The organism is Streptomyces tibetensis (assembly GCF_040647715.1).
Classification (GTDB): Bacteria; Actinomycetota; Actinomycetes; order Streptomycetales; family Streptomycetaceae; genus Streptomyces; species Streptomyces tibetensis_A.
In genome coordinates this window covers 474,999-497,089 of the sequence record NZ_JBEZCR010000006.1, presented here as the reverse complement: position 1 = coordinate 497,089, position 22,091 = coordinate 474,999, and the positions used below count along the sequence as shown (strand labels likewise).

The 22,091-nt window shown below is 73.0% G+C and carries 17 protein-coding genes and 1 rRNA gene; 13 read left to right on the top strand and 5 right to left on the bottom strand.

Going from position 1 to position 22,091, the window contains the following annotated elements:
* A 5S ribosomal RNA gene (rrf, locus tag AB0B29_RS19390) occupies positions 1–91 on the top strand; the annotation flags it as partial.
* A gap of 1,337 nt (positions 92–1,428) precedes the next feature.
* Complete coding sequence (locus tag AB0B29_RS19385; protein ID WP_362241048.1) at positions 1,429–2,205, top strand: tetratricopeptide repeat protein; 777 nt, start codon at positions 1,429–1,431, stop codon at positions 2,203–2,205.
* A gap of 153 nt (positions 2,206–2,358) precedes the next feature.
* On the opposite strand, the gene AB0B29_RS19380 is transcribed toward AB0B29_RS19385, so the two are convergent.
* Positions 2,359–3,651: a DUF1015 domain-containing protein gene (locus tag AB0B29_RS19380; protein WP_362240992.1), complete on the bottom strand. Its 1,293-nt coding sequence runs from the start codon at positions 3,649–3,651 to the stop codon at positions 2,359–2,361.
* A 72-nt stretch (positions 3,652–3,723) separates the two neighbouring features.
* On the opposite strand from AB0B29_RS19380, the gene AB0B29_RS19375 reads away from it, so the two are divergent.
* The 4 genes from AB0B29_RS19375 to AB0B29_RS19360 all read left to right on the top strand — a co-directional run bounded on the left by AB0B29_RS19375 (position 3,724) and on the right by AB0B29_RS19360 (position 7,884).
* Positions 3,724–4,755, top strand: coding sequence for an HAD hydrolase-like protein (locus AB0B29_RS19375; protein WP_362240989.1), 1,032 nt, complete (start codon positions 3,724–3,726; stop codon positions 4,753–4,755).
* A gap of 131 nt (positions 4,756–4,886) precedes the next feature.
* Positions 4,887–5,930 carry a FecCD family ABC transporter permease gene (locus tag AB0B29_RS19370; RefSeq protein WP_362240986.1) on the top strand — a complete coding sequence of 348 codons (1,044 nt, stop codon included), beginning with the start codon at positions 4,887–4,889 and terminating at the stop codon, positions 5,928–5,930.
* Positions 5,927–6,964 carry a FecCD family ABC transporter permease gene (locus AB0B29_RS19365; RefSeq protein ID WP_362240983.1) on the top strand — a complete coding sequence of 346 codons (1,038 nt, stop codon included), beginning with the start codon at positions 5,927–5,929 and terminating at the stop codon, positions 6,962–6,964. The genes AB0B29_RS19370 and AB0B29_RS19365 overlap by 4 nt, the downstream gene beginning before the upstream one ends.
* Positions 6,961–7,884 carry an ABC transporter ATP-binding protein gene (locus tag AB0B29_RS19360; protein WP_362240980.1) on the top strand — a complete coding sequence of 308 codons (924 nt, stop codon included), beginning with the start codon at positions 6,961–6,963 and terminating at the stop codon, positions 7,882–7,884. Before AB0B29_RS19365 ends, AB0B29_RS19360 begins: the two co-directional genes overlap by 4 nt.
* Here the strand turns inward: AB0B29_RS19360 and AB0B29_RS19355 are convergent.
* On the bottom strand, positions 7,868–8,215 hold the full coding sequence (locus AB0B29_RS19355) for a sterol-binding protein (RefSeq protein ID WP_362240977.1): 348 nt from the start codon (positions 8,213–8,215) through the stop codon (positions 7,868–7,870). The genes AB0B29_RS19360 and AB0B29_RS19355 overlap by 17 nt on opposite strands.
* Positions 8,216–8,257: 42 nt before the next feature.
* On the opposite strand from AB0B29_RS19355, the gene AB0B29_RS19350 reads away from it, so the two are divergent.
* The 5 genes from AB0B29_RS19350 (at position 8,258) to AB0B29_RS19330 (ending at position 13,564) form a co-directional block, all read left to right on the top strand.
* Positions 8,258–8,533, top strand: coding sequence for a hypothetical protein (locus tag AB0B29_RS19350; RefSeq protein WP_362240975.1), 276 nt, complete (start codon positions 8,258–8,260; stop codon positions 8,531–8,533).
* 7 nt (positions 8,534–8,540) lie between these two features.
* The gene (locus tag AB0B29_RS19345; RefSeq protein WP_362240972.1) at positions 8,541–9,356 is read left to right on the top strand and encodes a TlyA family RNA methyltransferase; all 816 of its coding nucleotides are present in this window, start codon (positions 8,541–8,543) and stop codon (positions 9,354–9,356) included.
* Positions 9,353–10,258, top strand: a complete 906-nt coding sequence (locus AB0B29_RS19340; protein WP_053672290.1) for an NAD kinase — start codon at positions 9,353–9,355, stop codon at positions 10,256–10,258. The genes AB0B29_RS19345 and AB0B29_RS19340 overlap by 4 nt, the downstream gene beginning before the upstream one ends.
* 181 nt (positions 10,259–10,439) lie before the next feature.
* Positions 10,440–12,158, top strand: coding sequence for a DNA repair protein RecN (gene recN / locus AB0B29_RS19335; RefSeq protein WP_362241045.1), 1,719 nt, complete (start codon positions 10,440–10,442; stop codon positions 12,156–12,158).
* 263 nt (positions 12,159–12,421) lie between these two features.
* Positions 12,422–13,564 carry a glycosyltransferase family 4 protein gene (locus tag AB0B29_RS19330; protein ID WP_362240969.1) on the top strand — a complete coding sequence of 381 codons (1,143 nt, stop codon included), beginning with the start codon at positions 12,422–12,424 and terminating at the stop codon, positions 13,562–13,564.
* A 102-nt stretch (positions 13,565–13,666) separates the two neighbouring features.
* Here AB0B29_RS19330 and AB0B29_RS19325 read toward each other — a convergent pair whose 3' ends face one another.
* Positions 13,667–15,313 (bottom strand): PucR family transcriptional regulator, encoded by a 1,647-nt coding sequence (locus AB0B29_RS19325; RefSeq protein ID WP_362240966.1) that lies wholly within the window; start codon positions 15,311–15,313, stop codon positions 13,667–13,669.
* A gap of 125 nt (positions 15,314–15,438) precedes the next feature.
* Here AB0B29_RS19325 and AB0B29_RS19320 point away from each other — a divergent pair, with 125 nt between their 5' ends.
* Positions 15,439–16,395: an LLM class F420-dependent oxidoreductase gene (locus AB0B29_RS19320; RefSeq protein WP_362240963.1), complete on the top strand. Its 957-nt coding sequence runs from the start codon at positions 15,439–15,441 to the stop codon at positions 16,393–16,395.
* 211 nt (positions 16,396–16,606) lie between these two features.
* Here AB0B29_RS19320 and AB0B29_RS19315 read toward each other — a convergent pair whose 3' ends face one another.
* Both AB0B29_RS19315 and AB0B29_RS19310 read right to left on the bottom strand, forming a co-directional pair.
* On the bottom strand, positions 16,607–17,989 hold the full coding sequence (locus AB0B29_RS19315) for an FAD-binding oxidoreductase (RefSeq protein WP_362240960.1): 1,383 nt from the start codon (positions 17,987–17,989) through the stop codon (positions 16,607–16,609).
* A 69-nt stretch (positions 17,990–18,058) separates the two neighbouring features.
* A complete protein-coding gene (locus AB0B29_RS19310; RefSeq protein WP_362241043.1) occupies positions 18,059–19,861 on the bottom strand; it encodes a glycoside hydrolase family 15 protein in 1,803 nt (600 codons plus the stop codon).
* A gap of 527 nt (positions 19,862–20,388) precedes the next feature.
* On the opposite strand from AB0B29_RS19310, the gene AB0B29_RS19305 reads away from it, so the two are divergent.
* On the top strand, positions 20,389–22,047 hold the full coding sequence (locus tag AB0B29_RS19305; protein ID WP_362241040.1) for a CTP synthase: 1,659 nt from the start codon (positions 20,389–20,391) through the stop codon (positions 22,045–22,047).
* Positions 22,048–22,091: the final 44 nt, after the last annotated feature.

Here is a 22,091-nt window from a genome sequence, read left to right as displayed (position 1 = left end):
GCCCGGTTACATTCCGAACCCGGAAGCTAAGCCTTACAGCGCCGATGGTACTGCAGGGGGGACCCTGTGGGAGAGTAGGACGCCGCCGAACAATCTTTGGAAGGACCCTTGGTCCCAGCGTTCAGCTGGGACCAAGGGTCCTTTTTTGTTTTTGCAGTGCGCGCTGGGCACCCGGCTGCGCGAGAATGACTTGCGGTACCGAAGACAGGAGTCACCATGTCCACCAACTCTCCCGACGACCGACCGGAGCGCGACCAGCGGCGACGGGAGGGGGACCGGAGCGACCGGAATGACGGCGGCGGTCAGCGCGGGGGCCGCGGAGACCGTGGAGGCTTCCGCCGTGACAACGACCGTGGCGGCAACGACCGTGGCGGGTACGGGCGTCGCGAAGGCGACCGCGGCGATCGTCCCGACCGCGGTGAGCGCGGTGGGTTCCGTCGTGACGACAACCGTGGCGGTGGCTTCGGCCGGCGTGACGACCGTGACCGCGGGCCCCGCAGGGACGATCGTGACCGGGGTGGGTTCCGTCGGGACGATCGTGGTGAGCGTCCCCCCTTCCGCCGTGACGACCGGGACGACCGTGGTGAGCGACGAGACGACCGTGACCGTGGTGGGTTCCGTCGCGACGACAACCGTGGCGGTGGCTTCGGCCGGCGTGACGACCGTGACCGCGGGCCCCGCAGGGACGATCGTGACCGGGGCGGGTTCCGTCGGGACGACCGTGGTGAGCGTCCCCCCTTCCGCCGTGACGACCGGGACGGCCGCGGCGAGCGCCCCGCCTTCCGGCGCGACGACCGCAGGGACGACCGGCGCGACGACAGGCGCGATGACCGGCGTGGCGAACGGCGCGACGGCGACCGCGGTGGGTTCCCCCGCCGCGACGACCGGGACCGTGGTGGATTCCGCCGCGACGACAACCGTGACCGCGGTTTCCGCAGTGATGACCGGGACCGGCCGCGCGACGGCGACCGCGGTGACCGTGGCGGTTTCCGGCGCGACGACCGCGGTGGCTTCCGGGGCCGTGACGAGCGCCGTGATGAGCGTCGCGGGGATGAGCGTCGGGATGACCGTCGTGGGGACGACCGGCGTGGGGACGTCCGTCGCGGTGACGACCGTGGGGAGCGCGGCGGCTTCCGGCGCGACGACAGCGGCCGGGGTGGACGTCCCGGTTTCCGCCGCGAGGACGGCCCCCGTGGCGACCGCGGCGACTTCCGCAGGGATGACACCCGCGGCGACCGCGGTGGGTTCCGCGGCCGTGACGACCGCGGTGGGCGCGGGCCCCGGCGGGACGACCGCGGTGACCGTGGGTTCCGGCGCGACGGCGATCGGCGTGACGGCGACCGGGGCGGTTTCCGCGGCCGGGACGACCGGCGCGGCCCCGGCCGGTTCCGTGAGGACCGCGAGCGGGACCGGGAGCCGATCAAGCGGCTGCCGATCCCCGAGGACGTCACGGGTGACGAGATCGACAAGGACGTACGGCAGGAACTGCAGAGCCTGCCCAAGACGCTCGCGGACGATGTCGCCAGGAACCTCGTGATGGTCGCGCGGCTCCTCGACGAGGACCCCGAGGGCGCGTACGGCTACTCCAGGGTGGCGCTGCGGCTGGCGTCGCGTGTCGCCGCCGTGCGGGAGGCAGCCGGATTCGCCGCGTACGCCAGCCAGAAGTACGGCGAGGCACTGGCCGAGTTCCGCGCCGCCAAGCGGATGACCGGGAACATCGACCTGTGGCCCGTCATGGCCGACTGCGAGCGCGGGCTCGGCCGGCCCGAGAAGGCGCTGGACATGGCCGGGGCACCCGAGGTGCACAAGCTCGACAAGGCCGGTCAGGTCGAGATGCGGCTCGTCGCGGCCGGGGCCCGGCGGGACATGGGGCAGCTGGACGCGGCCATCGTGACGCTGCAGAGCCCCGAGCTGGCTGCGAACTCCGTGCAGCCGTGGACCGCGCGCCTGCGGTACGCCTACGCCGACGCGCTGCTCGCCGCAGGGCGGGAGAGCGAGGCACGTGAGTGGTTCGCGAAGGCCGTCGAGGCTGATCGTGACGGCAGCACCGACGCCTCGGACCGGCTCGCCGAGCTGGACGGCGTGGAGTTCGTCGACGCCATGGTCGAGGACGAGGACGACGAGGCCCAGGCCCCGCCGAAGGCGGACGCGGCCGAGGTCGAGGACGGGGTCGAGGTCGAGGCCGACGAGGACGACAAGGACTGACGTCCGTAGGGACCGACTGACGACTGACGTCCATGGAAAGGACTGACGTCCGTAAGGGAAGGGGCGGGACCCGGGCTGTGAGGCCTCGGGTTCCGCCCCTTCGCCATGTCGGTGCGTCATGCCGACGTCGTGTCGGCGCCTGCTTCCGTCCTGTCAGAGGTCCAGCGCCCGCAGGACCAGGCCCGTCGCCGGTTTCGGGCCGAACGACGTCGACTTGCGGGGCATCGTCACGCCCTGGCGGGCCAGCTCGCGGACGACCTCCTCGCGGACCGGGTGCATCAGGACGGCCGTACCGCCGTCGCGTTCCGCCTTCTCGACCGTCGCCGCCGTGTCGTGGATGTAGGCGATGTGGGCGGGGGAGTCCTCGGAGATCCGCCAGACATGGTCGAGGAGCGTGGTGTGCAGCACCGTCGCGTCCAGGGTGCGCCAGGCCGCCGGGCGGTCGGCGGGGATCGTACGGGCCAGCAGGTCCGGGTCCGGGTGGTCGACGAGGTGGAAGGCGCCGTCGCCGGCCAGCAGGAACGCGTTGCCGGCGCAGGCCGCGTCGGCCAGGGTCTCCAGCGCCTCGGCGAGTGGGACGTCGAGGCGGCGCACGCGGAAGTGGCCCTCCAGGGCGGCCACCGCAGCGGCGACCGGCAGGTCGTGCAGGAGGCGGTGGATGGCGCGGACCCGGAGGGGATAGCGGGCCGTGTCGACGAGGAGGACCAGGCCGTGGTCCCACGGGCTGGGGGAGGGGTGCTCCGCGCGCAGGCGGCGGTAGGTCGCCCAGCGGTGGTGGCCGTCGGCGATCAGGGCCTGGTGCCGGGCGAGGTCCGTCTGGATCGTGGCCAGGTCCTCGGGGGCGGTGACCGACCACAGGCGGTGGCGGAAGCCGTCCTCGGTGGTGGTGGCCAGGAGCGGCGGTCGGGCGGCGGTGCGTTCGATCAGATCCGCCGTGGCGGTCGTCGAGCCGTCGCCCCGGTAGGTGAGCAGGAGGGGTTCGAGGTTGGCCGAGGTGGCCCGCATGAGGGCCGCGCGGTCAGCGACAACGTGCGGCATGACGTCCTCGTGCGGCAGCACCAGCTGCTCGCCCGGGTCCGAAACGCGCAGGGCGCCGATGATGCCGCGTTGCAGCATGCCGTCGCCGTGCTGCTGCTCGTAGACGTAGAGGCCCGGTTCCGGGTCGGTGGTCAGGATGCCCTCGGACAGCCAGCGGCGCAGGGTGTCGGCGGCCCGTTCGTTGCGGGCGCTGGGTGTGGCGGCCTGGGGGAGGATCAGACGGACGATGTTGTACGGATCGGCCGACTCGAGGTGGTGCAGGCCGTCGGGGCGCACCACGACGTCGTACGGCGGAGATGTGACGGCGGCAAGGCTGCCGACCCGGTCGGGGTCGTAACGAAGGCCTCGGAACGGGGTGAGTTCCAGGCCTCGGTGCGTCGTTGCCTCCGAGTGACCTGCTGAGTTCATCCCGGCATCGTACGGCTGTCGGTGGCATGGGGGATGATCGGGGGAAAGCCGTCGAACGAGGAGCGATGCGGGATGAGCCGAAGCGTCAGGACGAGGCCCGAGGGCAGTGGGCAGGCCCTGAGCGAGGCGTACGACACGGCGCTGCTCGATCTGGACGGTGTGGTGTACGCGGGCGGGAGCGCGATCGCGCACGCGGTGGAGTCGCTGGCCACGGCCCGGGAGGGCGGGATGCGCCTGGCGTACGTGACGAACAACGCGTTGCGGACCCCCGACACCGTGGCCGGGCACCTGACGGAACTGGGGATACCGACGGACGCGGAGGACGTCATCACCTCGGCGCAGGCGGTCGCTCGGCTGATCAGCGAGCAGGTGCCGCAGGGCGCCCGGGTGCTGGTGATCGGCGGTGAGGGGCTGCGGGTGGCGCTGCGCGAACGCGGGCTGGTGCCCGTGGAGTCGGCGGACGACGAGCCGGCGGCGGTGGTGCAGGGGTTCGGCGGGGCCGACCTGCCGTGGGGCCGGTTCGCCGAGGCTTCCTACGCGGTGGCGCGGGGCGTGCCGTGGTTCGCGTCCAACACCGACCTGACGATTCCGAGCGGGCGTGGCATCGCGCCGGGCAACGGGGCCGCGGTGGAGGTCGTCCGGATCGCCACCGGTGCGGAGCCCCAGGTCGCGGGCAAGCCGTTGCCCCCGATGCACCGGGAGACCATTCTGCGGACCGGGGCGCAGCGGCCGTTGGTGGTGGGGGACCGGCTGGACACGGACATCGAGGGCGCGTTCAACGGGGAGGTCGACTCGCTGCTCGTCCTGACCGGGGTGACAGACGGCGCGCAGCTGCTGGCCGCGCCACCGCAGCACCGGCCGACGTTCGTGGACGCCGATCTGCGCGGGATGCTCACCGGTCAGCCGGAGGTCGTCGCGGTGGGCGAGGGCGGGTTCCGGTGCGGGGGCTGGACCGCGGCGGCCGGGGCGGACCGGCTGGAGCTCGACGGGGAGGGCGAGGCGCTGGACGGGCTGCGCGCACTGTGTGCCGTGGCGTGGACGGCGGCCGGTGAGGGTGTGTGCGAGCTGGACGGGGGGAAGGCGCTGGCGCGGCTGGGCCTCTGAGTACCTGTCAAAGCCTGGGGCCCGGCCGGGCACTCGTGTCGCCGCCGGGTGACCGGGGGGTGAGCCGGGAACCCGGGCCGGGGCGGGACACCGAATCTCGCTCCAATGCGAGGGTAGGCTAACCTAACTGCGTGTTGGTCCAGAGTCCCCCCGAACAGCGCGCGGAGCCCGCCCCCGCGCCCCCGACCCGACGGGCGGTACGAGCCTTCGGGCTCCTCCTGTCCCTGGCGCTCCTGGTGCTCGTCGCGCTGGCGAGTATCGCGATCGGAGCGAAAGAGCTGTCCCTCGGCCAGGTCTGGCACGGCTTGTTCGAGGACTCGGGGACCTACGGCGACGTCGTCGTGGCGGAGCGGCTGTCGCGGACCCTGCTCGGGCTGCTCGCCGGCGCGGCGCTCGGTCTGGCCGGGGCGGTCCTGCAGGCTCTCACGCGTAACCCGCTGGCCGATCCCGGGCTGCTCGGCATCAACGCGGGTGCCTCCGCCGCGGTCGTCACGGCCATCACGTACTTCGGGGTCACGTCGCTGACCGGCTACGTCTGGTTCGCGTTCCTCGGCGCGGCCGCGGTCGGGGCGCTGGTCTGGTTCCTGGGCGGCAGCCGGGGCGCCACGCCGGTGCGGCTCGCGCTCGCCGGTACGGCCGTCAGTGCCGCGCTGTACGGCTACCTCCAGGCCGTGATGATCATGGACGAGGCGGCGCTCGGCAAGATGCGCTTCTGGACGGTCGGTTCGCTGGCCTCGGCGACGAACTCGACCATCACGCAGGTCCTGCCGTTCCTGCTGACCGGCACGGTCCTCGCGCTGGCCCTGGCCCGCCCGCTCAACGCGATGGCCATGGGCGACGACACCGCCAAGGCGCTGGGCGCCCACCTCAACCGCACCCGGGCACTGTCGATGCTGGCCGCGACCGTGCTGTGCGGGGCGGCGACCGCCGCCTGCGGGCCGATCGTGTTCGTCGGGCTGATGGTGCCGCACGTGGTGCGTTCGTTCACCGGGCCGGACCTGCGCTGGATCCTGCCGTACGCGGCGGTGCTGTCGCCCGTGCTGCTGCTCGGCGCCGATGTCATCGGCCGCATCGTGGCCCGGCCCTCGGAGCTCCAGGTGGGCATCGTCACCGCGATCCTCGGCGGGCCGGTGTTCATCTTTCTGGTACGACGGCGGAGGACGGCGCAACTGTGAAGACCACCAACCGTGCCGTGCGGACCGGCGGGCTCTCGCTACGCCTGGACGTACGGGCCCTCATCGTCGTGTTCCTGCTGCTCGTCGCGGCGCTCGTGGCGAGTGTCGTGCTCATCGGCACCGGCGACTTCCCGATCCCGGCCGCCGACGTGCTGCGGACGCTGGTCGGCGAGGGCAATCCGGGCCAGGAGTTCATCGTCAACGAGCTGCGGCTGCCGCGGGTCCTGGTCGGGTTGCTGGTCGGCGCCTCGCTGGGACTGGGCGGTGCGCTGTTCCAGGCCGTCTCCCGCAACCCGCTGGGCAGTCCGGACGTGCTCGGTCTCGGGCAGGGGGCGACGGCCGGGGCGCTCGTGGTGATCGTGCTGACGTCGGGCAGCGCCGACCAGGTCGCCGCCGGGGCGCTGGTGGGCGGCCTGGTGACCGGGCTCGCCATCTACCTGCTCGCCTGGAGGCGGGGCGTGCACGGCTACCGGCTGGTCCTGGTCGGCATCGGCGTGTCCGCGATCGTCACGGCGGTCAACGGCTATCTGCTGACCAAGTCCGACATCGTGGACGCGGCCCGTGCGGTCGTGTGGATGACGGGGTCCCTCGACGGCCGGGACTGGGACCAGGTGTGGCCGCTGCTCGCGTTGACCGCCGTGCTGGTGCCGCTCGTCCTGGTCAACGCGCGGGGGCTGCGGATGATGGAGATGGGCGACGACGTGTCGTACGCCCTCGGGGTGCGGGTCGAGCGGGTACGGCTGCTGCTCATGGTGGCTGCCGTGCTGCTCACCGCGTCCGCCACCGCCGCGGCCGGGCCGGTCAGCTTCGTGGCGCTCACCGCGCCGCAGCTGGCCCGGCGCCTGACCCGTTCGCCCGGGCCCAACCTGCTGGCCTCGCTGTGCATGGGCGCCGCGCTGCTGGTCGTCGCCGACTGGGTCTCGCAGCGGGCGTTCGGGGCCGAGCAGCTGCCCGTGGGCGTGGTGACCGGTGTGCTCGGCGGGGTCTACCTGCTGTGGCTGTTGGTCAGCGAGCGCCGGGCGGGCCGGATATGAGGGCCGGCAAGAGCACCGAGAGCAGTACCAGCAGCGGACTGAACAACCAAGGGAGCACCGTGAACCGCCTGTCCGCCGAGAACGTCACCCTCGCCTACGACCAGCGGGTCATCGCCGAGCAGCTGTCGGTGGAGATACCCGACCAGTCGTTCACGGTGATCGTCGGCCCCAACGCCTGCGGCAAGTCGACGCTGCTGCGGGCGCTGTCACGGATGCTCAAGCCGAGCGAGGGCCGGGTGCTGCTGGACGGCAACGTCATCCAGTCGATGCCCGCCAAGAAGGTCGCGCGGACCCTCGGTCTGCTGCCCCAGTCGTCCGTCGCGCCCGACGGCATCACCGTCGCCGACCTGGTCGGCCGCGGGCGCTACCCGCACCAGGGCATCCTGCGCCAGTGGTCCACCGAGGACGAGCGGATCGTGCAGGAGTCCATGCGGCGCACGGGCGTCGCCGAACTCGGCGACCGCTATGTCGACGAGCTCTCGGGAGGCCAGCGCCAGCGCGTGTGGATCGCCATGGCCCTCGCCCAGCAGACGCCCCTGCTGCTGCTCGACGAACCGACGACGTACCTGGACATCCAGCACCAGATCGACGTCCTGGACCTGTGCGCCGAGCTGCACGAGGAGCAGGGGCGCACGCTCGTGGCCGTGCTGCACGACCTGAACCACGCCGCCCGCTACGCCACCCACCTCATCGCCCTGCGCGAGGGCCGGGTCATCGCCGAGGGCGCGCCGAAGGACATCGTCACGGCCGAGCTGGTCGAGGAGGTCTTCGGGCTGCGCTGCCAGGTCATCGACGACCCGGAGACGGGTACACCGCTGGTCGTGCCGGCGGCCCGCAAGGCCCGCGTACCGAGCATGGTCGGGCAGGGCACGGCCGGGAAGAGCACGGCTGGGACGACCGCGGCTACAGAAGCTTCCTGAGCTGGAGCAGGTCACGCACACCGGCGTGCAGCTTCACCCGGCCCGAACCCCAGACCTTGGCGAAGTTCAGCTCGCCGCCGACCAGGGCCACCAGGTCGTCACCGGTCATGGCGAGTCTGATCTCGGCCTTGCCGGGAGGCGGCCCCGGCACGGTGTCGTGCACCTCGATCCGCCCGCCGCGCATCCGGCCGGCGAAGGTGACGTCGAGGTCCGTGATGTGGCAGCTCACCGAGCGGTCCAGGGCCGCGGCGTCGCGGACGTCCCCTTCGGCGCGCTGCATGTTGTCCGAGAGCTTGTCGAGTGCGCTGCGGCACTCCTCGATCGTGGCCATCGCGGTCGACGTTACCGCAGCGGTTCGCGGTAGCGTCGGGGCATGGACGACGCAGTTCCCGAGACCCCGCCGGCGGCGGAGGAAGAGCCGGCGTACGACCCTGCCGGCCCCGCTCCCCTGAACGTGCCCCGCGCGCCCACCGGTGACGCCGGGGTGGACGCCGCCCTGGACCGGCTCGGTGACGCGGACCACCTCGCCACGGACGGGCATCTCGAGGTGTACGAGGATGTACACCGGGGGCTGCGCGACGCGCTCACCGCGCTCGACGTACGCCCGGGACCTCCGGGGCCCCCGACGCCGCACGCACCAAGGAGCTGAACCGAACGTGGCAGGAGTCGCACGTCGCCGTCTGGACGCGGAGCTGGTCCGCCGCAAGCTCGCGCGTTCGCGTGAGCACGCCGCGCAGCTGATCGCCGCGGGGCGGGTCTCCGTCGGCAAGACCGTCGCGACGAAGCCCGCCACGCAGGTGGAGACCGCGGCCGCGATCCTGGTGGCCCAGGACGACAGCGACCCCGACTACGTCTCGCGCGGCGGTCACAAGCTGGCCGGGGCGCTCGCGGTGTTCGGGCCGCAGGGGCTGGCCGTCGAGGGGCGCAGGGCGCTCGACGCGGGCGCGTCCACCGGCGGTTTCACCGACGTGCTGCTCCGCGCGGGCGCCGCCCATGTCGTCGCCGTGGACGTCGGATACGGACAACTCGCGTGGTCCCTCCAGAAAGATGAACGCGTCACCGTCAAGGACCGTACGAACGTACGCGAGTTGACGCTTGAAGCGATCGATGGGGAGCCAGTGGATCTTGTCGTGGGGGATCTGTCCTTCATCCCGCTCGGGCTGGTCCTGCCCGCCCTGGTGCGGTGCGTGAAGCCGGACGCCGACCTGGTGATGATGGTCAAGCCGCAGTTCGAGGTCGGTAAGGAGCGCCTCGGCAGCGGGGGAGTGGTGCGCAGCACCCAGCTGCGGGCCGAGGCGGTACGGGGGGTGGCCGAGAAGGCCTGGGGGATGGGGCTCGGGGTGAAGGGCGTGACGGCCAGTCCGCTGCCCGGGCCGTCGGGGAATGTCGAATACTTTCTGTGGCTGCGGTCCGGGGCACCGGCACTGGACCCGGCCGAGGCAGACCGTGCAGTGGCGGAGGGGCCGCGTTGACCGAGAACCGAGCTCGTACTGTTTTCCTGCTCGCCCACACGGGCCGGCCCGCGGCCGTGCGCAGTGCCGAGCTCGTCGTGAAGGGGCTGTTGCGCTCCGGCCTCGGCGTGCGCGTCCTGGAGGCCGAGGCACGCGACCTGCCGCTGCCGTCGGAGGTGGAGCTGGTCAAGGAGGCCACTCCCCAGTGCCTCGACGGGTGTGAGCTGCTGATCGTGCTGGGCGGCGACGGCACGCTGCTGCGGGGCGCCGAGTTCGCCCGGGCGTCCGGCGTGCCGATGCTCGGCGTCAACCTCGGGCGCGTCGGGTTCCTCGCGGAGGCCGAGCGGGACGACCTCGACAAGGTCGTCGACCGGGTGGTGACCAAGGCGTACGAGGTCGAGGAGCGGATGACCGTCGACGTCGTGGTGCACCAGAACGGCGACATCGTGCACACGGACTGGGCGCTGAACGAGGCGGCCGTGCAGAAGGTGTCCGCCGAGCGGATGCTGGAGATCGTCCTGGAGATCGACGGCCGGCCCGTCACGGGCTTCGGCTGCGACGGGATCGTGTGCGCCACACCCACGGGGTCGACGGCGTACGCCTTCTCGGCGGGCGGGCCGGTGGTGTGGCCGGAGGTCGAGGCGCTGCTGATGGTGCCGATCTCCGCGCACGCGCTGTTCGCGAAGCCGCTCGTGACATCGCCGGATTCGGTGCTGGCCGTGGAGGTTCTGCCGCACATTCCGCCGGGCGTGCTGTGGTGTGACGGGCGGCGGACGGTGGAGTTGCCGGCCGGGGCTCGGGTGGAGGTGCGGCGGGGGGCCGTGCCGGTGCGGCTGGCCCGGCTGCACCACGCTTCTTTCACGGACCGGCTGGTGGCGAAGTTCGCGCTGCCTGTTTCCGGGTGGCGGGGCGCCCCTCACTGACGTGGTTGTTCGCCGTCGGCGGGTGCGGGCTTGCTGTGGCCGGTCGCGCCCACGCGGCGGAGCCGTATGTCGATACAGCCCCGCGCCCCAAGAAGGGCGCCGCCACACTCGTGGGTGACAAGAGCGGGCCGGTCGCAATCCCCGGTCCGGACCTCGTAAGGTCGTGTCCGTGTTGGAGGAGATGCGGATACGGTCGCTGGGCGTGATCGACGACGCCGTCGTCGAGCTGTCGCCCGGGTTCACCGCGGTCACCGGTGAGACGGGTGCGGGCAAGACCATGGTGGTCACCAGCCTGGGGTTGCTGCTGGGCGGGCGGGCAGACCCCGCGCTCGTGCGGATCGGGGCCGGAAAGGCCGTCGTGGAGGGGCGGATCACCGTTCCCCACGACGCCACGGCCGCGGTGCGCGCCGAGGAGGCCGGGGCCGAGCTGGACGACGGGGCCCTGCTGATCAGCCGTACCGTCTCCGCCGAGGGGCGCTCGCGGGCGCACCTGGGCGGGCGCAGCGTGCCCGTGGGCGTGCTCGCCGAGCTCGCGGACGAGCTGGTGGCCGTGCACGGGCAGACCGACCAGCAGGGGCTGCTCAAGCTGTCCCGGCAGCGGCAGGCGCTCGACCGGTACGCGGGCGACGCGGTCGCAGGCCCGCTGGCCAAGTACGGCGAGGCGTACAAGCGGCTGCGGGCCGTGGCCACCGAGCTCGACGAGATCACCACCCGGGCGCGGGAACGGGCCCAGGAGGCCGACCTGCTGCGCTTTGGACTCGACGAGATCGCCGCCGTCGAACCCCGGGCCGGAGAGGACGTGGAGCTGGCCGAGGAGGCCGAGCGGCTCGGGCACGCCGAGGCGCTGGCATCCGCCGCAGCGGCCGCGCACGCCGCCCTCGCGGGCAACCCGGAGGATCCGGAGGGCGTCGACGCCGGGACCCTCGTCGCGGGCGCCCAGCGGGCCCTGGACGCCGTTCGGTCGCACGACTCGGCGCTGGCCGCGCTCGCCGACCGCGTCGGGGAGATCGGGATCCTCCTGCGCGACGCGGCGGGCGACCTGGCGGGGTACGCCGACGACCTGGACGCCGATCCGCTGCGGCTCGCGGCCGTCGAGGAGCGGCGGGCCGCGCTCACCGGGCTGACCCGCAAGTACGGCGAGGACATCACCACCGTGCTGTCCTGGGCCGAGCAGAGCGCCGCACGGCTCACCGAACTCGACGGCGACGACGAACGGATCGGGGAGCTGACCGCCGAGCGGGACGCGCTGCGGTCGGAACTGGGCGGGCTGGCGCAGGCCCTGACGGACGCCCGCACGGAGGCCGCCGAGCGGTTCGCCGCCGCCGTGACCGCCGAGCTGGCCTCGCTCGCCATGCCGCACGCGCGCGTGTCCTTCGACATCCGGCAGACCGAGGACCCCGACGGCGTCGAGGTCGGCGGCCGCCCGGTCGCCTACGGCCCCGCGGGCGCCGACGAGGTCGAGCTGCTGCTGGCCCCGCACCCCGGCGCACCGCCCCGGCCGATCGCCAAGGGCGCGTCCGGCGGTGAGCTGTCACGGGTGATGCTGGCCGTGGAGGTCGTGTTCGCGGGGACGGATCCCGTGCCGACGTACCTCTTCGACGAGGTCGACGCCGGGGTCGGCGGCAAGGCGGCGGTCGAGATCGGCCGACGGCTCGCCCGGCTGGCGAAGACCGCGCAGGTCGTGGTCGTGACGCATCTGCCACAGGTGGCCGCCTTCGCCGACCGGCAGCTGCTGGTCGAGAAGACCAACGACGGGTCCGTCACCCGCTCCGGCGTCAAGGTCCTGGAAGGCGAGGACCGGGTCCGGGAGCTGTCCCGCATGCTCGCCGGCCAGGAGGACTCCGAGACGGCCCGGGCGCACGCCGAGGAGCTGCTCGCGGCGGCCAGGGCTGACGCCTAGGGCGGTAGTTCGGATCAGGTCGGTGGCGCGGGGCCCTGGTCGGGAGCGGCGCCGCGGCGGTGGTGTCGCACAGGCCGGGCGGGTCGCCCGATTTCACTCGTGTGGGTGACCCAGTCCGGCGCACACCCCCGATGCCGCGCCACCGCTGTCGCGTCGCGGGGGCTCCGGCGTTCCCGGAACCCCCTTGCGTCCTGGCATCCTTGGCGGAGTACGCGTGCGAAACCGCGTCGTGACCGCCCGACCCGAACCAGGAGCCCGGCCACGTGACCCCCGTGAGCAGCCACTCACCGCACGGCCAATTGCCGCTGCGCACCGTGCAGGTGCTGGGCGGAGGCAATGCCGCCAGCAGTGCGCATGTGCGCTCGCTGGCCGCGGGGCTCGTCGCCCGGGGCGTGAAAGTCACGGTGTGCGCCCCTTACGAGGCCGATCGCGCCTATGACTTCAGCGGAGTCGGCGCCGACCACGTGCACGTACCGCGCAGCAGCGACCCGGTGTCGGTGGCGGCCCTGCGTGCGGCCTGCGCCCACGCCGATCTGGTGCACGCGCACGGCCTGCACGCCTCCTTCCGTGCCGCCCTCGCCCTCAGCGGGCGGCGCGTGCGCACACCGCTGGTGGTGACGTGGCACGACCGGGCGCACGCCGACGGGGCCCGTGCCCACATGCTGCGGGTACTGGAGCGCAGGGTGGTCAAGGCGGCCACCGTCGTGCTGGGCACGACCTCGCCGCTCGTGGACCGGGCCCGGCTCACCGGCGCGCGCGACGCCCGGCTCGCGGCCGTCGCGCTGCCCGGCCCCCGCAGCCCCCGCGAACCGGACGACCCCGACCGGCTGCGGCCCAAGGTGCGCGCCGAACTCGGCGCCATCGGCAGGCCGTTGCTGATGGCCGTCGGCTCCCTCGAACGGCACCGCGGGTACGACGTGCTGCTGGACGCCGCGCGCGACTGGCGCCGGCTCGATCCCATGCCGCTGGTCGTGATCGCCGGGGAGGGGCCACTGCGCGGTGAACTCCAGGGCCGCATCGAGGAGGAGGGGCTGCCGGTCCGGCTCATCGGGCGGCGCGACGACATCGCCGACCTGCTCGCCGCCGCCGACCTCGCCCTGCTGCCGAGCCGCTGGGAGGCCCGCTCCGTCCTCGCGCAGGAGGCCCTCCACGCGCGCGTGCCGCTCGTCGCCACGGAGGTCGGCGGCATCCCCGAACTCGTCGGCGACGCGGCCGAACTCGTCCCGTACGGCGACGCGAAGGCCCTCGCCGACGCCGTCGTACGGCTGCTCGACGACCCGGCACGCCGGGAACTGCTGACGGCCAGGGGCGCCCGGCAGGCCGCCACCTGGCCGACCGAGGACGAGACGGTCGCCCAGGTGCTGAGCGTGTACGACGAGCTGACACAGCCCCGCCCCCTCGGCTAGAGCGCTGCCAACGGGCCTGCGCGGCCTGCGGGCCCGCAGGGCCAGGCTCAGGGCCAGGGCCGTCTGCGGGTCGTCGAGGCCGGTGCCCCCTCGCCCAGAGCGCTACGGGACGTGCCTGCGGGCCCGCAGGGCCAGGCTCAGGGCCAGGACCGTCTGCGGGTCGTCGAGGTCCGTGCCGAGCAACTCCCCGATGCGGGCCAGGCGGTTGTACAGGGTCTGCCGGTTCAGGTGCAGCTCCCGGGCCGTCTCCGCCTTGCGTCCCGCGTGGGCGAGGTAGGTCGTCAACGTGGGCAGCAGCGGCGGCCGGGAGCGGCGGTCGTGTTCCAGCAGCGGGCCGAGGGCGCGGTCGACGAAGGCGGCCAGGTCCGGATGGTCGCGCAGCCGCCACAGCAGCAGGTCGATGTCGAGCCGGCGGGCGTCGTACCAGGGCCGGTCCGCGAGCCCCTGGGCCGCCGTGGCCGTCTCGGCGGCGTGCCGCAGGCCCGCGGCCACCGCCGGCCAGCCGCCAGCCGTCCCCACGACCACCACGGGCGGCTGCCCGCCCGGCCGCGGCATCCCGGCCCGGCCCGCACCGGCCCGCAGCGCCGCCGCGACCCGGTCGGCGACCGCCGCCCGCTCCGACTCCGCGCGCAGCCCGAGCAGCACCAGCACGCGGCCCTCCAGTGGCCGCACACCGAGCAGCACCGGCACGCCCACCGAGGCCAGCTCCTCCGAGATCGCCCGGGCGGGCACGGCCCAGCCACCACCGCCCGGGGACAGGGCTTCCCCGAGCCGCATGACCACCGGCAGCAGCGGCCCCTCGCCCGGCCGGAAGCCCAGTACGCGCGCCTGCGCCGGGGCGTCCTCGGCCGTCACCCGCCCCTCGGCGAGGTCGGTGAGGAAGTCGCCCCGCCCGCGTGCCGCCAGCTCTTCCTCCTGGCGCGCCTGCATCAGCACCACGGCCAGGATGCCCGCGGCCCGTTCGGCCGCCATCCGGTGCACCGGAGTCAGGGGAGTGCGCACCGGAAGCAGGACCAGACGCGCCCGGACGCCCCCGCTGCCGGGCCCGCCGCCCGGCACGTCCACCAGGACCGACCCCGCGAGCGGCGGCTCGTCCTTGTGCTGGCCGCGCAGCCCCTCCCACACCTGGAGCGGGTCCGCGCCCTCGGGACCGGCCCCGGCGGCGTACAACAACTGCCCGTCCGCCGTCTCCAGGAACACCGGGTTGCCCGCGAAGTCGGCCAGGATGCCGAGGACCTGCGGCACGCCGCCACCGCCCAGCACGGCCTGCGTGCAGCGCCGGTGCACCTCCTCGGCCCGCTGCAGCAGGGCGTAGTGGCCGTTGACGATCTCGGTGTGCACTTCCTCCGTGACCGTGACGAACGCCACCTCGCGGTGCAGCTGCACCAGCGGCAGCCCGGCCGCGCGCGCCGTGTCGACGAGGGCCGCGGGCAGCCGGGTGAAGCGCGGGCCGAGCTCCACGACCAGGGCCGCGATGCCCCGTTCGGCCAGGGTGCGTACGAACGCCCGCTGTTCGGCGGGCCGGGTGCCGAGACCGTAGCCCGTGGTCAGCAGCAGCTCCCCGCCCTTGAGCAGCGAGGCGATGTGCGGCACCTCGCCCGCGTGCACCCAGCGCACGGTCCGCCCCAGCCGCTCGGCACCCGCCAGCACCTCGGGCAGCCCGCTGCGCAGCCCCGGCAGCTCCAGCGCCCGCCGCACGGTGATCCCGGCGCCCTGGGTGCCGTGCCCGCTGTCCGTCCCGCTGTCCATGTGCCGGACGCTACCCGTGCGGGTGCCTCGCGGACATCTCCGGAGGAGCAGCGGGACGATCATCGACCGGGACCCGTCGTGGATCGCCCCGGATTACGGGGTGATGGGCCGGGTAGGGCGCGGTCATGGACATGAGCGTGGTCGCGGTGGGGCGGGAGGACGACGGTCCGGTCGAGGAGCCGTTGCGGATCGCGGTGCTCGCCGACCGGCTCGGGTACGGGGAGGTCTGGGCGGGCGAGGGACCCACATGGGACTCGTTCGTCCTGGCCGCCGCGATCGGCGCGGCCACCGAGCAGGTCGCGCTGACCGCCGGGCCCGTGCCGGTGTCGGTGAGGGACCCGCTCACGATCGTGCGGGGCGCCGCCTCGACCGCGGCCGTCACCGGCCGGCCCGTCGGGGTGGCCCTGGGCACCTCCGGCAAGCGCGTCGTCGAGGGCGTGCACGGCCGGCCGCGTACCCGGCCCGCCGCCGCCCTCGCGGAGTCGGCGGCGGCCGTGCGGACGCTGATGCACAGCGTGCCCGGCGAGCCGATCGTGCCCGGCAGCGGATTGCTGCGCCGGCTCCCGCCGCCCGGCGGCATGGTCACCGTCGCGGCGTTCGGGGAGCGGGCGGTGGCCGCGGCCGTCGCGCACGCCGACCGGATGCTGCTGGACCTCGTCTCGCCCGAGCAGGTCTGCGTGCTGCGGGCCAGAATGCTCGCCGCCGCCGAGAAGGCGGGCCGTACACCGCCGCGGCTGGCCGCCTGGCTGCCCGCCGCCGTCGACCCGGAGCCGGAGTCGCTTGATCAGGTCCTGCGCAGCCTCGTGGGCTACCTCGCCGTGCCGGGCTACAGCGACATGTTCGTCGACGCGGGGTTCGCCCCCGTCGTCGAGCTGGCCGCCAAGGGCGCCGACCCGGACACCCTGCTGCGGGCCCTGCCGCCGGAGGCCGCCGGCACGGTCGCCCTGGTCGGCGACACGGACACCGTCCGCGCCCGCATCGCCGCCTACGCCGAGGCCGGACTCGACGAGATCGCCCTGGTCCCGGCCACTGCGGGCGACCCGGCGGGAGAGCGCACCCTGACGGCGCTCAGGCCGACGTGATGCCGGCGCCGAAGAGAGCGAAGAGAGCCCTGAGACCGACGTGAGACCGGAGCCGGAAGGCCGCCGGGCCCGCGTGACGTCAGGGCTGAACGACCCGTCGGCCCGACGTGAGGCCGTCCAGCGCGTGAGGCCGTCCAGCCCCGTCGGGTCGTGCGAGCCCGTCGTCGGAGCCAGCCCTCAGGTCCGTGTGATGCCGTAGCCAAGCGGCTCCTCAAGCCGGTGTGATGTTGTGGTTGAAGCGGAAGACGTTGTCCGGGTCGTACTGGCGCTTCACCTCCGCCAGCCGCCGGGTGTTCTCCGCACCCAGGCCGGCCACCACGCGGTCGCTTCCCTCGTTTCCGATGAAGTTGAGGTATACGGCTCCGGTGCTCCATGGCCGTACGTCGGCGCGCACGTCCCGGACCCACTGCACGCACCGCTCGTCGTCCGCCGGGTCCTCCCAGATCCCGAAGGGATGGACCGCCCAGGGCGCGTCCCGGTACGGCACCGGGTACTCGCGCGGCCCGGCCGCGATCGCCCCGCCCTGTGGGAACAGCACGTGCTGGGTGCCCGTCGGCACGGGCACGGACGCGGCCCGGGCGCAGAAGACGTCCACGAAGTCGTCGGGCGCGGACCCGAGGTACTCCGCCGACCAGTAGTTCCGCATGCCGGGCGGATCGTCCAGCATGCACTGGACGTCGGCGTACGGCATCGGCCCCACGATCTCGGCCTCGTGCGGCAGCGCGAGCAGGGGCTGGGCGACCTTGCGCATGTCGTCCTCGCCGCCGGCGTACGTCAGCAGCGCCCCGCACACCAGCCGGCCGACCAGGTGCCCGGGGACGAACTCCTCCGGCGGGCCGGTGAAGTAGAGGACGCCGCCGCCGGCCTCGTCCGGACCTGCCGTGATCACCTCGCGGAAGGTCCGCACGACGTCCGGGCCGTGCTCCGGCAGGTACAGCACCATCGCGATGCAGAACTCGGGCAGTTCGTGCAGCCGCAGCGTGAGGGCCGTGGCGACGCCGAAGTTCCCGCCGCCGCCGTGCAGGGCCCAGAACAGCTCCGGGTTCTCGTCGGCGCTCGCGTGGACGCGTGCGCCGTCGGCGGTGACGAGCTCGGCGGCGAGCAGGTTGTCGACGGCGAGCCCGCACCAGCGGTCCAGCCAGCCGGTGCCGCCGCCCAGCACGAAGCCGCCGACCCCGGTCGTGGAGGCGCGGCCCCCGGTCGTCGCCAGGCCGTACGGCTCGGTGGCCCGGTCCAGGTGGCTCATCGTGGCCCCGCCGGCGACGCGGGCCGTCCGCCCCGCCGGGTCCACCACCACCGCGTGCATCCGGCGAAGATCGATCACCATGCCGCCGTCGTTGAGAGCCATGCCGGCCACGCTGTGGCCCCCGCCGCGCACCGCGACGGGCAGGTCGACCTCCCTGGCGGCCCGCACGGCCCGCACCACGTCCTCCACGGTCTCGCACTGGGCGATCACCGCGGGACGCCGGTCGATCATGACGTTGAAGACGGCCCGGGCCTCGTCGTAGCCCAGGTCACCAGGGGCGAAGACGTCCCCGGTCAGTTCCTCGCGGAGCGCGTTGAAAGCCGCGCCCGCCCTGGAGAGGGAAGCCATGGCCGCCCCCCTTCACAAAGGGGCAAACTTGTGCTTCCAGCCTAGGCGGGAGCGGCCCGACGGGCCCGTTCAGCCGCCGTAGGCGCCCGAAGCGGTCAGGCGCAGTGCCGTGTCGATCAGCGGCACGTGGCTGAACGCCTGCGGGAAGTTGCCCACCTGGCGCTGCAGGCGCGGGTCCCACTCCTCGGCCAGCAGACCGAGGTCGTTGCGCAGCGACAGCAGCTTCTCGAACAGCTTGCGTGCCTCGTCGACGCGGCCGATCATCGCCAGGTCGTCGGCCATCCAGAAGGAGCAGGCCAGGAAGGCTCCCTCGTCGCCGGGCAGGCCGTCGACGTTCTCGTCGCCGCTGGTGGTCGGGTAGCGCAGGATGAAGCCGTCCGACGTGGACAGCTCCCGCTGGATCGCCTCGATCGTGCCGATGACCCGCTTGTCGTCCGGCGGCAGGAAGCCCATCTGCGGGATCAGCAGCAGGGAGGCGTCCAGTTCCTTCGAGCCGTACGACTGCGTGAAGGTGTTGCGCTCCTTGTCGTAGCCCCGCTCGCACACGTCCCGGTGGATGTCGTCGCGCAGCTCCCGCCAGCGCTCCAGCGGGCCGTCCGCGTCGCCGGACTCGATCAGCTTGATCGTGCGGTCGACCGCGACCCAGGCCATCACCTTGGAGTGCACGAAGTGGCGGCGCGGGCCGCGCACCTCCCAGATGCCCTCGTCCGGGTCCTGCCAGTGGTCCTCCAGGTAGCGGATCAGCTTCAGCTGGAGCAGGGAGGCGTAGTCGTTGCGGGCGAGGCCCGTCATGTGGGCCAGGTGCAGGGCCTCGGTGACCTCGCCGTAGACGTCCAGCTGGAGCTGGTGGGCCGCGCCGTTGCCGACCCGGACCGGGGTGGAGTTCTCGTAGCCCGGCAGCCAGTCCAGCTCCGCCTCGCCGAGCTCGCGCTCACCGGCGATGCCGTACATGATCTGCAGGTTCTCCGGGTCGCCGGCCACCGCCCGCAGCAGCCACTCGCGCCAGGCGCGGGCCTCCTCGCGGTAGCCGGTGCGCAGCAGCGACGACAGGGTGATGGCCGCGTCGCGCAGCCAGGTGTAGCGGTAGTCCCAGTTGCGGACGCCGCCGATGTCCTCCGGCAGGGAGGTGGTCGGCGCGGCGACGATGCCGCCGGTCGGGGCGTACGTCAGGGCCTTCAGCGTGATCAGCGAGCGGACCACGGCCTCCCGGTAGGGGCCGTGGTACGTACAGTGGTCGACCCACTCGCGCCAGAAGTCCTCCGTCGCCTCCAGCGACTGCTCCGGCTCCGGCAGCGGCGGCGGCTCCTTGTGCGAGGGCTGCCAGGAGATCGTGAACGCGATCCGGTCACCCGGCGCGACCGTGAAGTCCGCGTAGGTCGTCAGCGACTTGCCGTAGGTCTCCGCCGATGTGTCGAACCACACGGAGTCGGGACCCGCGACGGCCACCGTGCGCCCCTCGTGCTTGTGCACCCACGGCACCACCCGCCCGTAGGAGAACCGCATCCTGAGCGCCGAGCGCATCGGCACCCGGCCCGAGACGCCCTCCACGATCCGGATCAGCTGCGGGGCGCCGTCACGCGGCGGCATGAAATCGGTCACCCGGACCGTGCCCCGCTGGGTGTCCCACTCGGACTCCAGGATCAGCGAGTCGCCCCGGTAGCTGCGCCGCGCGGCGGTGGGGGGCTGCTGGTCGGAGGCAAAGGCGGGTCCGAGCCGCCAGAAGCCGTGCTCCTCGTTGCCCAGCAGGCCGGCGAAGATGGCGTGCGAGTCGAAGCGGGGCAGGCACAGCCAGTCGACTGTCCCGTCCCGGCAGACCAGGGCAGCGGTCTGCATGTCTCCGATGAGTGCGTAGTCTTCGATGCGCCCGGCCACGTGCAACTCCAGTCGAACGGCCACGTCACCCCACGAGGGGGCTGTCGCTAGTGCGGTCAAGGGGGATTTCAGCAGGTCTTGCAATGCGTCATTGAGCGATGAAGCAAAACAGGTCGCCCAGTCGTGATGCAAAGCGCCAATTCTTGCTCAACGAACCGACGAGCTCACGTTGTTCCGGTGTTTACGGGCGGGGGGTGGTGCCGTGGGGCCGGACGGGCTCGGCAGCGAGTGTCCGAGCAGGATACGACGCACGTCCATGATCCGGGTGCTCGTCCGGGCAAGGTGGGTACGCCGAACGAGTGAGCAACGGGTGAGGGACCCGTGGCGGTGGCCGCTTCCGTGTCGGGTTGTGCGCGGAGCGTGGCCGGAAGCCATCGCCCCGCGGCGCTGATACGCTGGTAGCCCGTGGACCGGTGGGCCCCTGCCCGACAGGAAACCCCCGAACCGCAGCGACGGCACCCCGGAGATCTCCGGCGGGCAGCCGCACCGCACCCCCAGACCGCGACCACGGGAGCCCCGTCTTGGCCATGCCGCCCGCCGCATTTCGTAATTCGACGACCAAGCACATCTTCGTCACCGGGGGTGTCGCCTCCTCGCTCGGCAAGGGCCTGACGGCCTCCAGCCTCGGCATGCTGCTCAAGGCCCGGGGCCTGCGCGTCGTGATGCAGAAGCTCGACCCGTACCTGAACGTGGACCCGGGCACGATGAACCCCTTCCAGCACGGTGAGGTGTTCGTCACCAACGACGGCGCCGAGACCGACCTGGACATCGGCCACTACGAGCGCTTCCTCGACCGCGACCTCGACGGCTCCGCGAACGTCACCACCGGCCAGGTCTACAACACCGTGATCGCCAAGGAGCGGCGCGGCGAGTACCTGGGTGACACGGTGCAGGTCATCCCGCACATCACCAACGAGATCAAGCACCGCATCCGCCGCATGGCGACGGACGAGGTCGACGTCGTGATCACCGAGGTCGGCGGCACGGTCGGCGACATCGAGTCGCTGCCGTTCCTGGAGACGGTCCGCCAGGTCCGTCACGAGGTCGGCCGTGACAACGTCTTCGTCGTCCACATCTCGCTCCTGCCGTACATCGGCCCCTCGGGTGAGCTGAAGACGAAGCCCACCCAGCACTCGGTTGCGGCCCTGCGCAACATCGGTATCCAGCCGGACGCGATCGTGCTGCGCTGCGACCGCGAGGTACCGACCGCGATCAAGCGCAAGATCTCGCTGATGTGCGACGTCGACGAGGCCGCCGTGGTCGCCTGCCCCGACGCCCGCTCGATCTACGACATCCCGAAGACCGTGCACGGCGAGGGTCTGGACGCCTACGTCGTCCGCAAGCTGGACCTGCCGTTCCGCGACGTCGACTGGACGACCTGGGACGACCTGCTCGACCGCGTCCACAATCCCGACCACGAGATCACCCTCGCCCTGGTCGGCAAGTACATCGACCTGCCCGACGCCTACCTGTCGGTCACCGAGGCGCTGCGTGCCGGCGGTTTCGCCAACCGGGCCCGCGTCAAGATCAAGTGGGTTACTTCCGACGACTGCAAGACCCCTGCCGGTGCCGCCCAGCAGCTCGGCGACGTCGACGGCATCTGCATCCCCGGCGGCTTCGGCGACCGTGGTGTGCTCGGCAAGGTCGGCGCGATCAGGTACGCCCGCGAGAACAAGATCCCGCTGCTCGGCCTCTGCCTCGGCCTGCAGTGCATCGTGATCGAGGCCGCGCGCAACCTGGCCGACATCACCGACGCCAACTCCACCGAGTTCGACCCGGCCACCGGCCACCCCGTCATCTCCACGATGGCCGAGCAGCTCGACATCGTCGCGGGCGAGGGTGACATGGGCGGCACCATGCGGCTCGGCATGTACCCGGCGAAGCTGGCCGAGGGCTCGATCGTGCGCGAGGTGTATGACGGCAAGGAGTACGTCGAGGAGCGGCACCGGCACCGCTACGAGGTGAACAACGCCTACCGCGCCGAGCTGGAGAAGAAGGCGGGCATCCTGTTCTCCGGCACCTCCCCGGACGGCAAGCTCGTCGAGTACGTCGAGTACCCGCGCGACGTCCACCCGTACCTGGTCGCGACCCAGGCGCACCCGGAGCTGCGCTCCCGGCCGACGCGTCCGCACCCGCTGTTCGCCGGGCTCGTCAAGGCCTCGGTCGAGCGGAAGACTTCGAAGTAACACACCAGTTGTACGGTGGCCGGGGTGCATCCCTTCAAAGGGTG

Excerpts from the sequence above, each read along its gene's own strand:
- AB0B29_RS19380 (WP_362240992.1), bottom strand. The coding sequence starts at position 3,651 with ATGAACTCAGCAGGTCACTCGGAGGCAACGACGCACCGAGGCCTGGAA.
- AB0B29_RS19375 (WP_362240989.1), top strand. The coding sequence starts at position 3,724 with ATGAGCCGAAGCGTCAGGACGAGGCCCGAGGGCAGTGGGCAGGCCCTG.
- AB0B29_RS19360 (WP_362240980.1), top strand. The coding sequence starts at position 6,961 with ATGAGGGCCGGCAAGAGCACCGAGAGCAGTACCAGCAGCGGACTGAAC.
- AB0B29_RS19355 (WP_362240977.1), bottom strand. The coding sequence starts at position 8,215 with ATGGCCACGATCGAGGAGTGCCGCAGCGCACTCGACAAGCTCTCGGAC.
- AB0B29_RS19350 (WP_362240975.1), top strand. The coding sequence starts at position 8,258 with ATGGACGACGCAGTTCCCGAGACCCCGCCGGCGGCGGAGGAAGAGCCG.
- recN (WP_362241045.1), top strand. The coding sequence starts at position 10,440 with ATGCGGATACGGTCGCTGGGCGTGATCGACGACGCCGTCGTCGAGCTG.
- AB0B29_RS19325 (WP_362240966.1), bottom strand. The coding sequence starts at position 15,313 with ATGGACAGCGGGACGGACAGCGGGCACGGCACCCAGGGCGCCGGGATC.
- AB0B29_RS19320 (WP_362240963.1), top strand. The coding sequence starts at position 15,439 with ATGGACATGAGCGTGGTCGCGGTGGGGCGGGAGGACGACGGTCCGGTC.
- AB0B29_RS19315 (WP_362240960.1), bottom strand. The coding sequence starts at position 17,989 with ATGGCTTCCCTCTCCAGGGCGGGCGCGGCTTTCAACGCGCTCCGCGAG.
- AB0B29_RS19305 (WP_362241040.1), top strand. The coding sequence starts at position 20,389 with ATGCCGCCCGCCGCATTTCGTAATTCGACGACCAAGCACATCTTCGTC.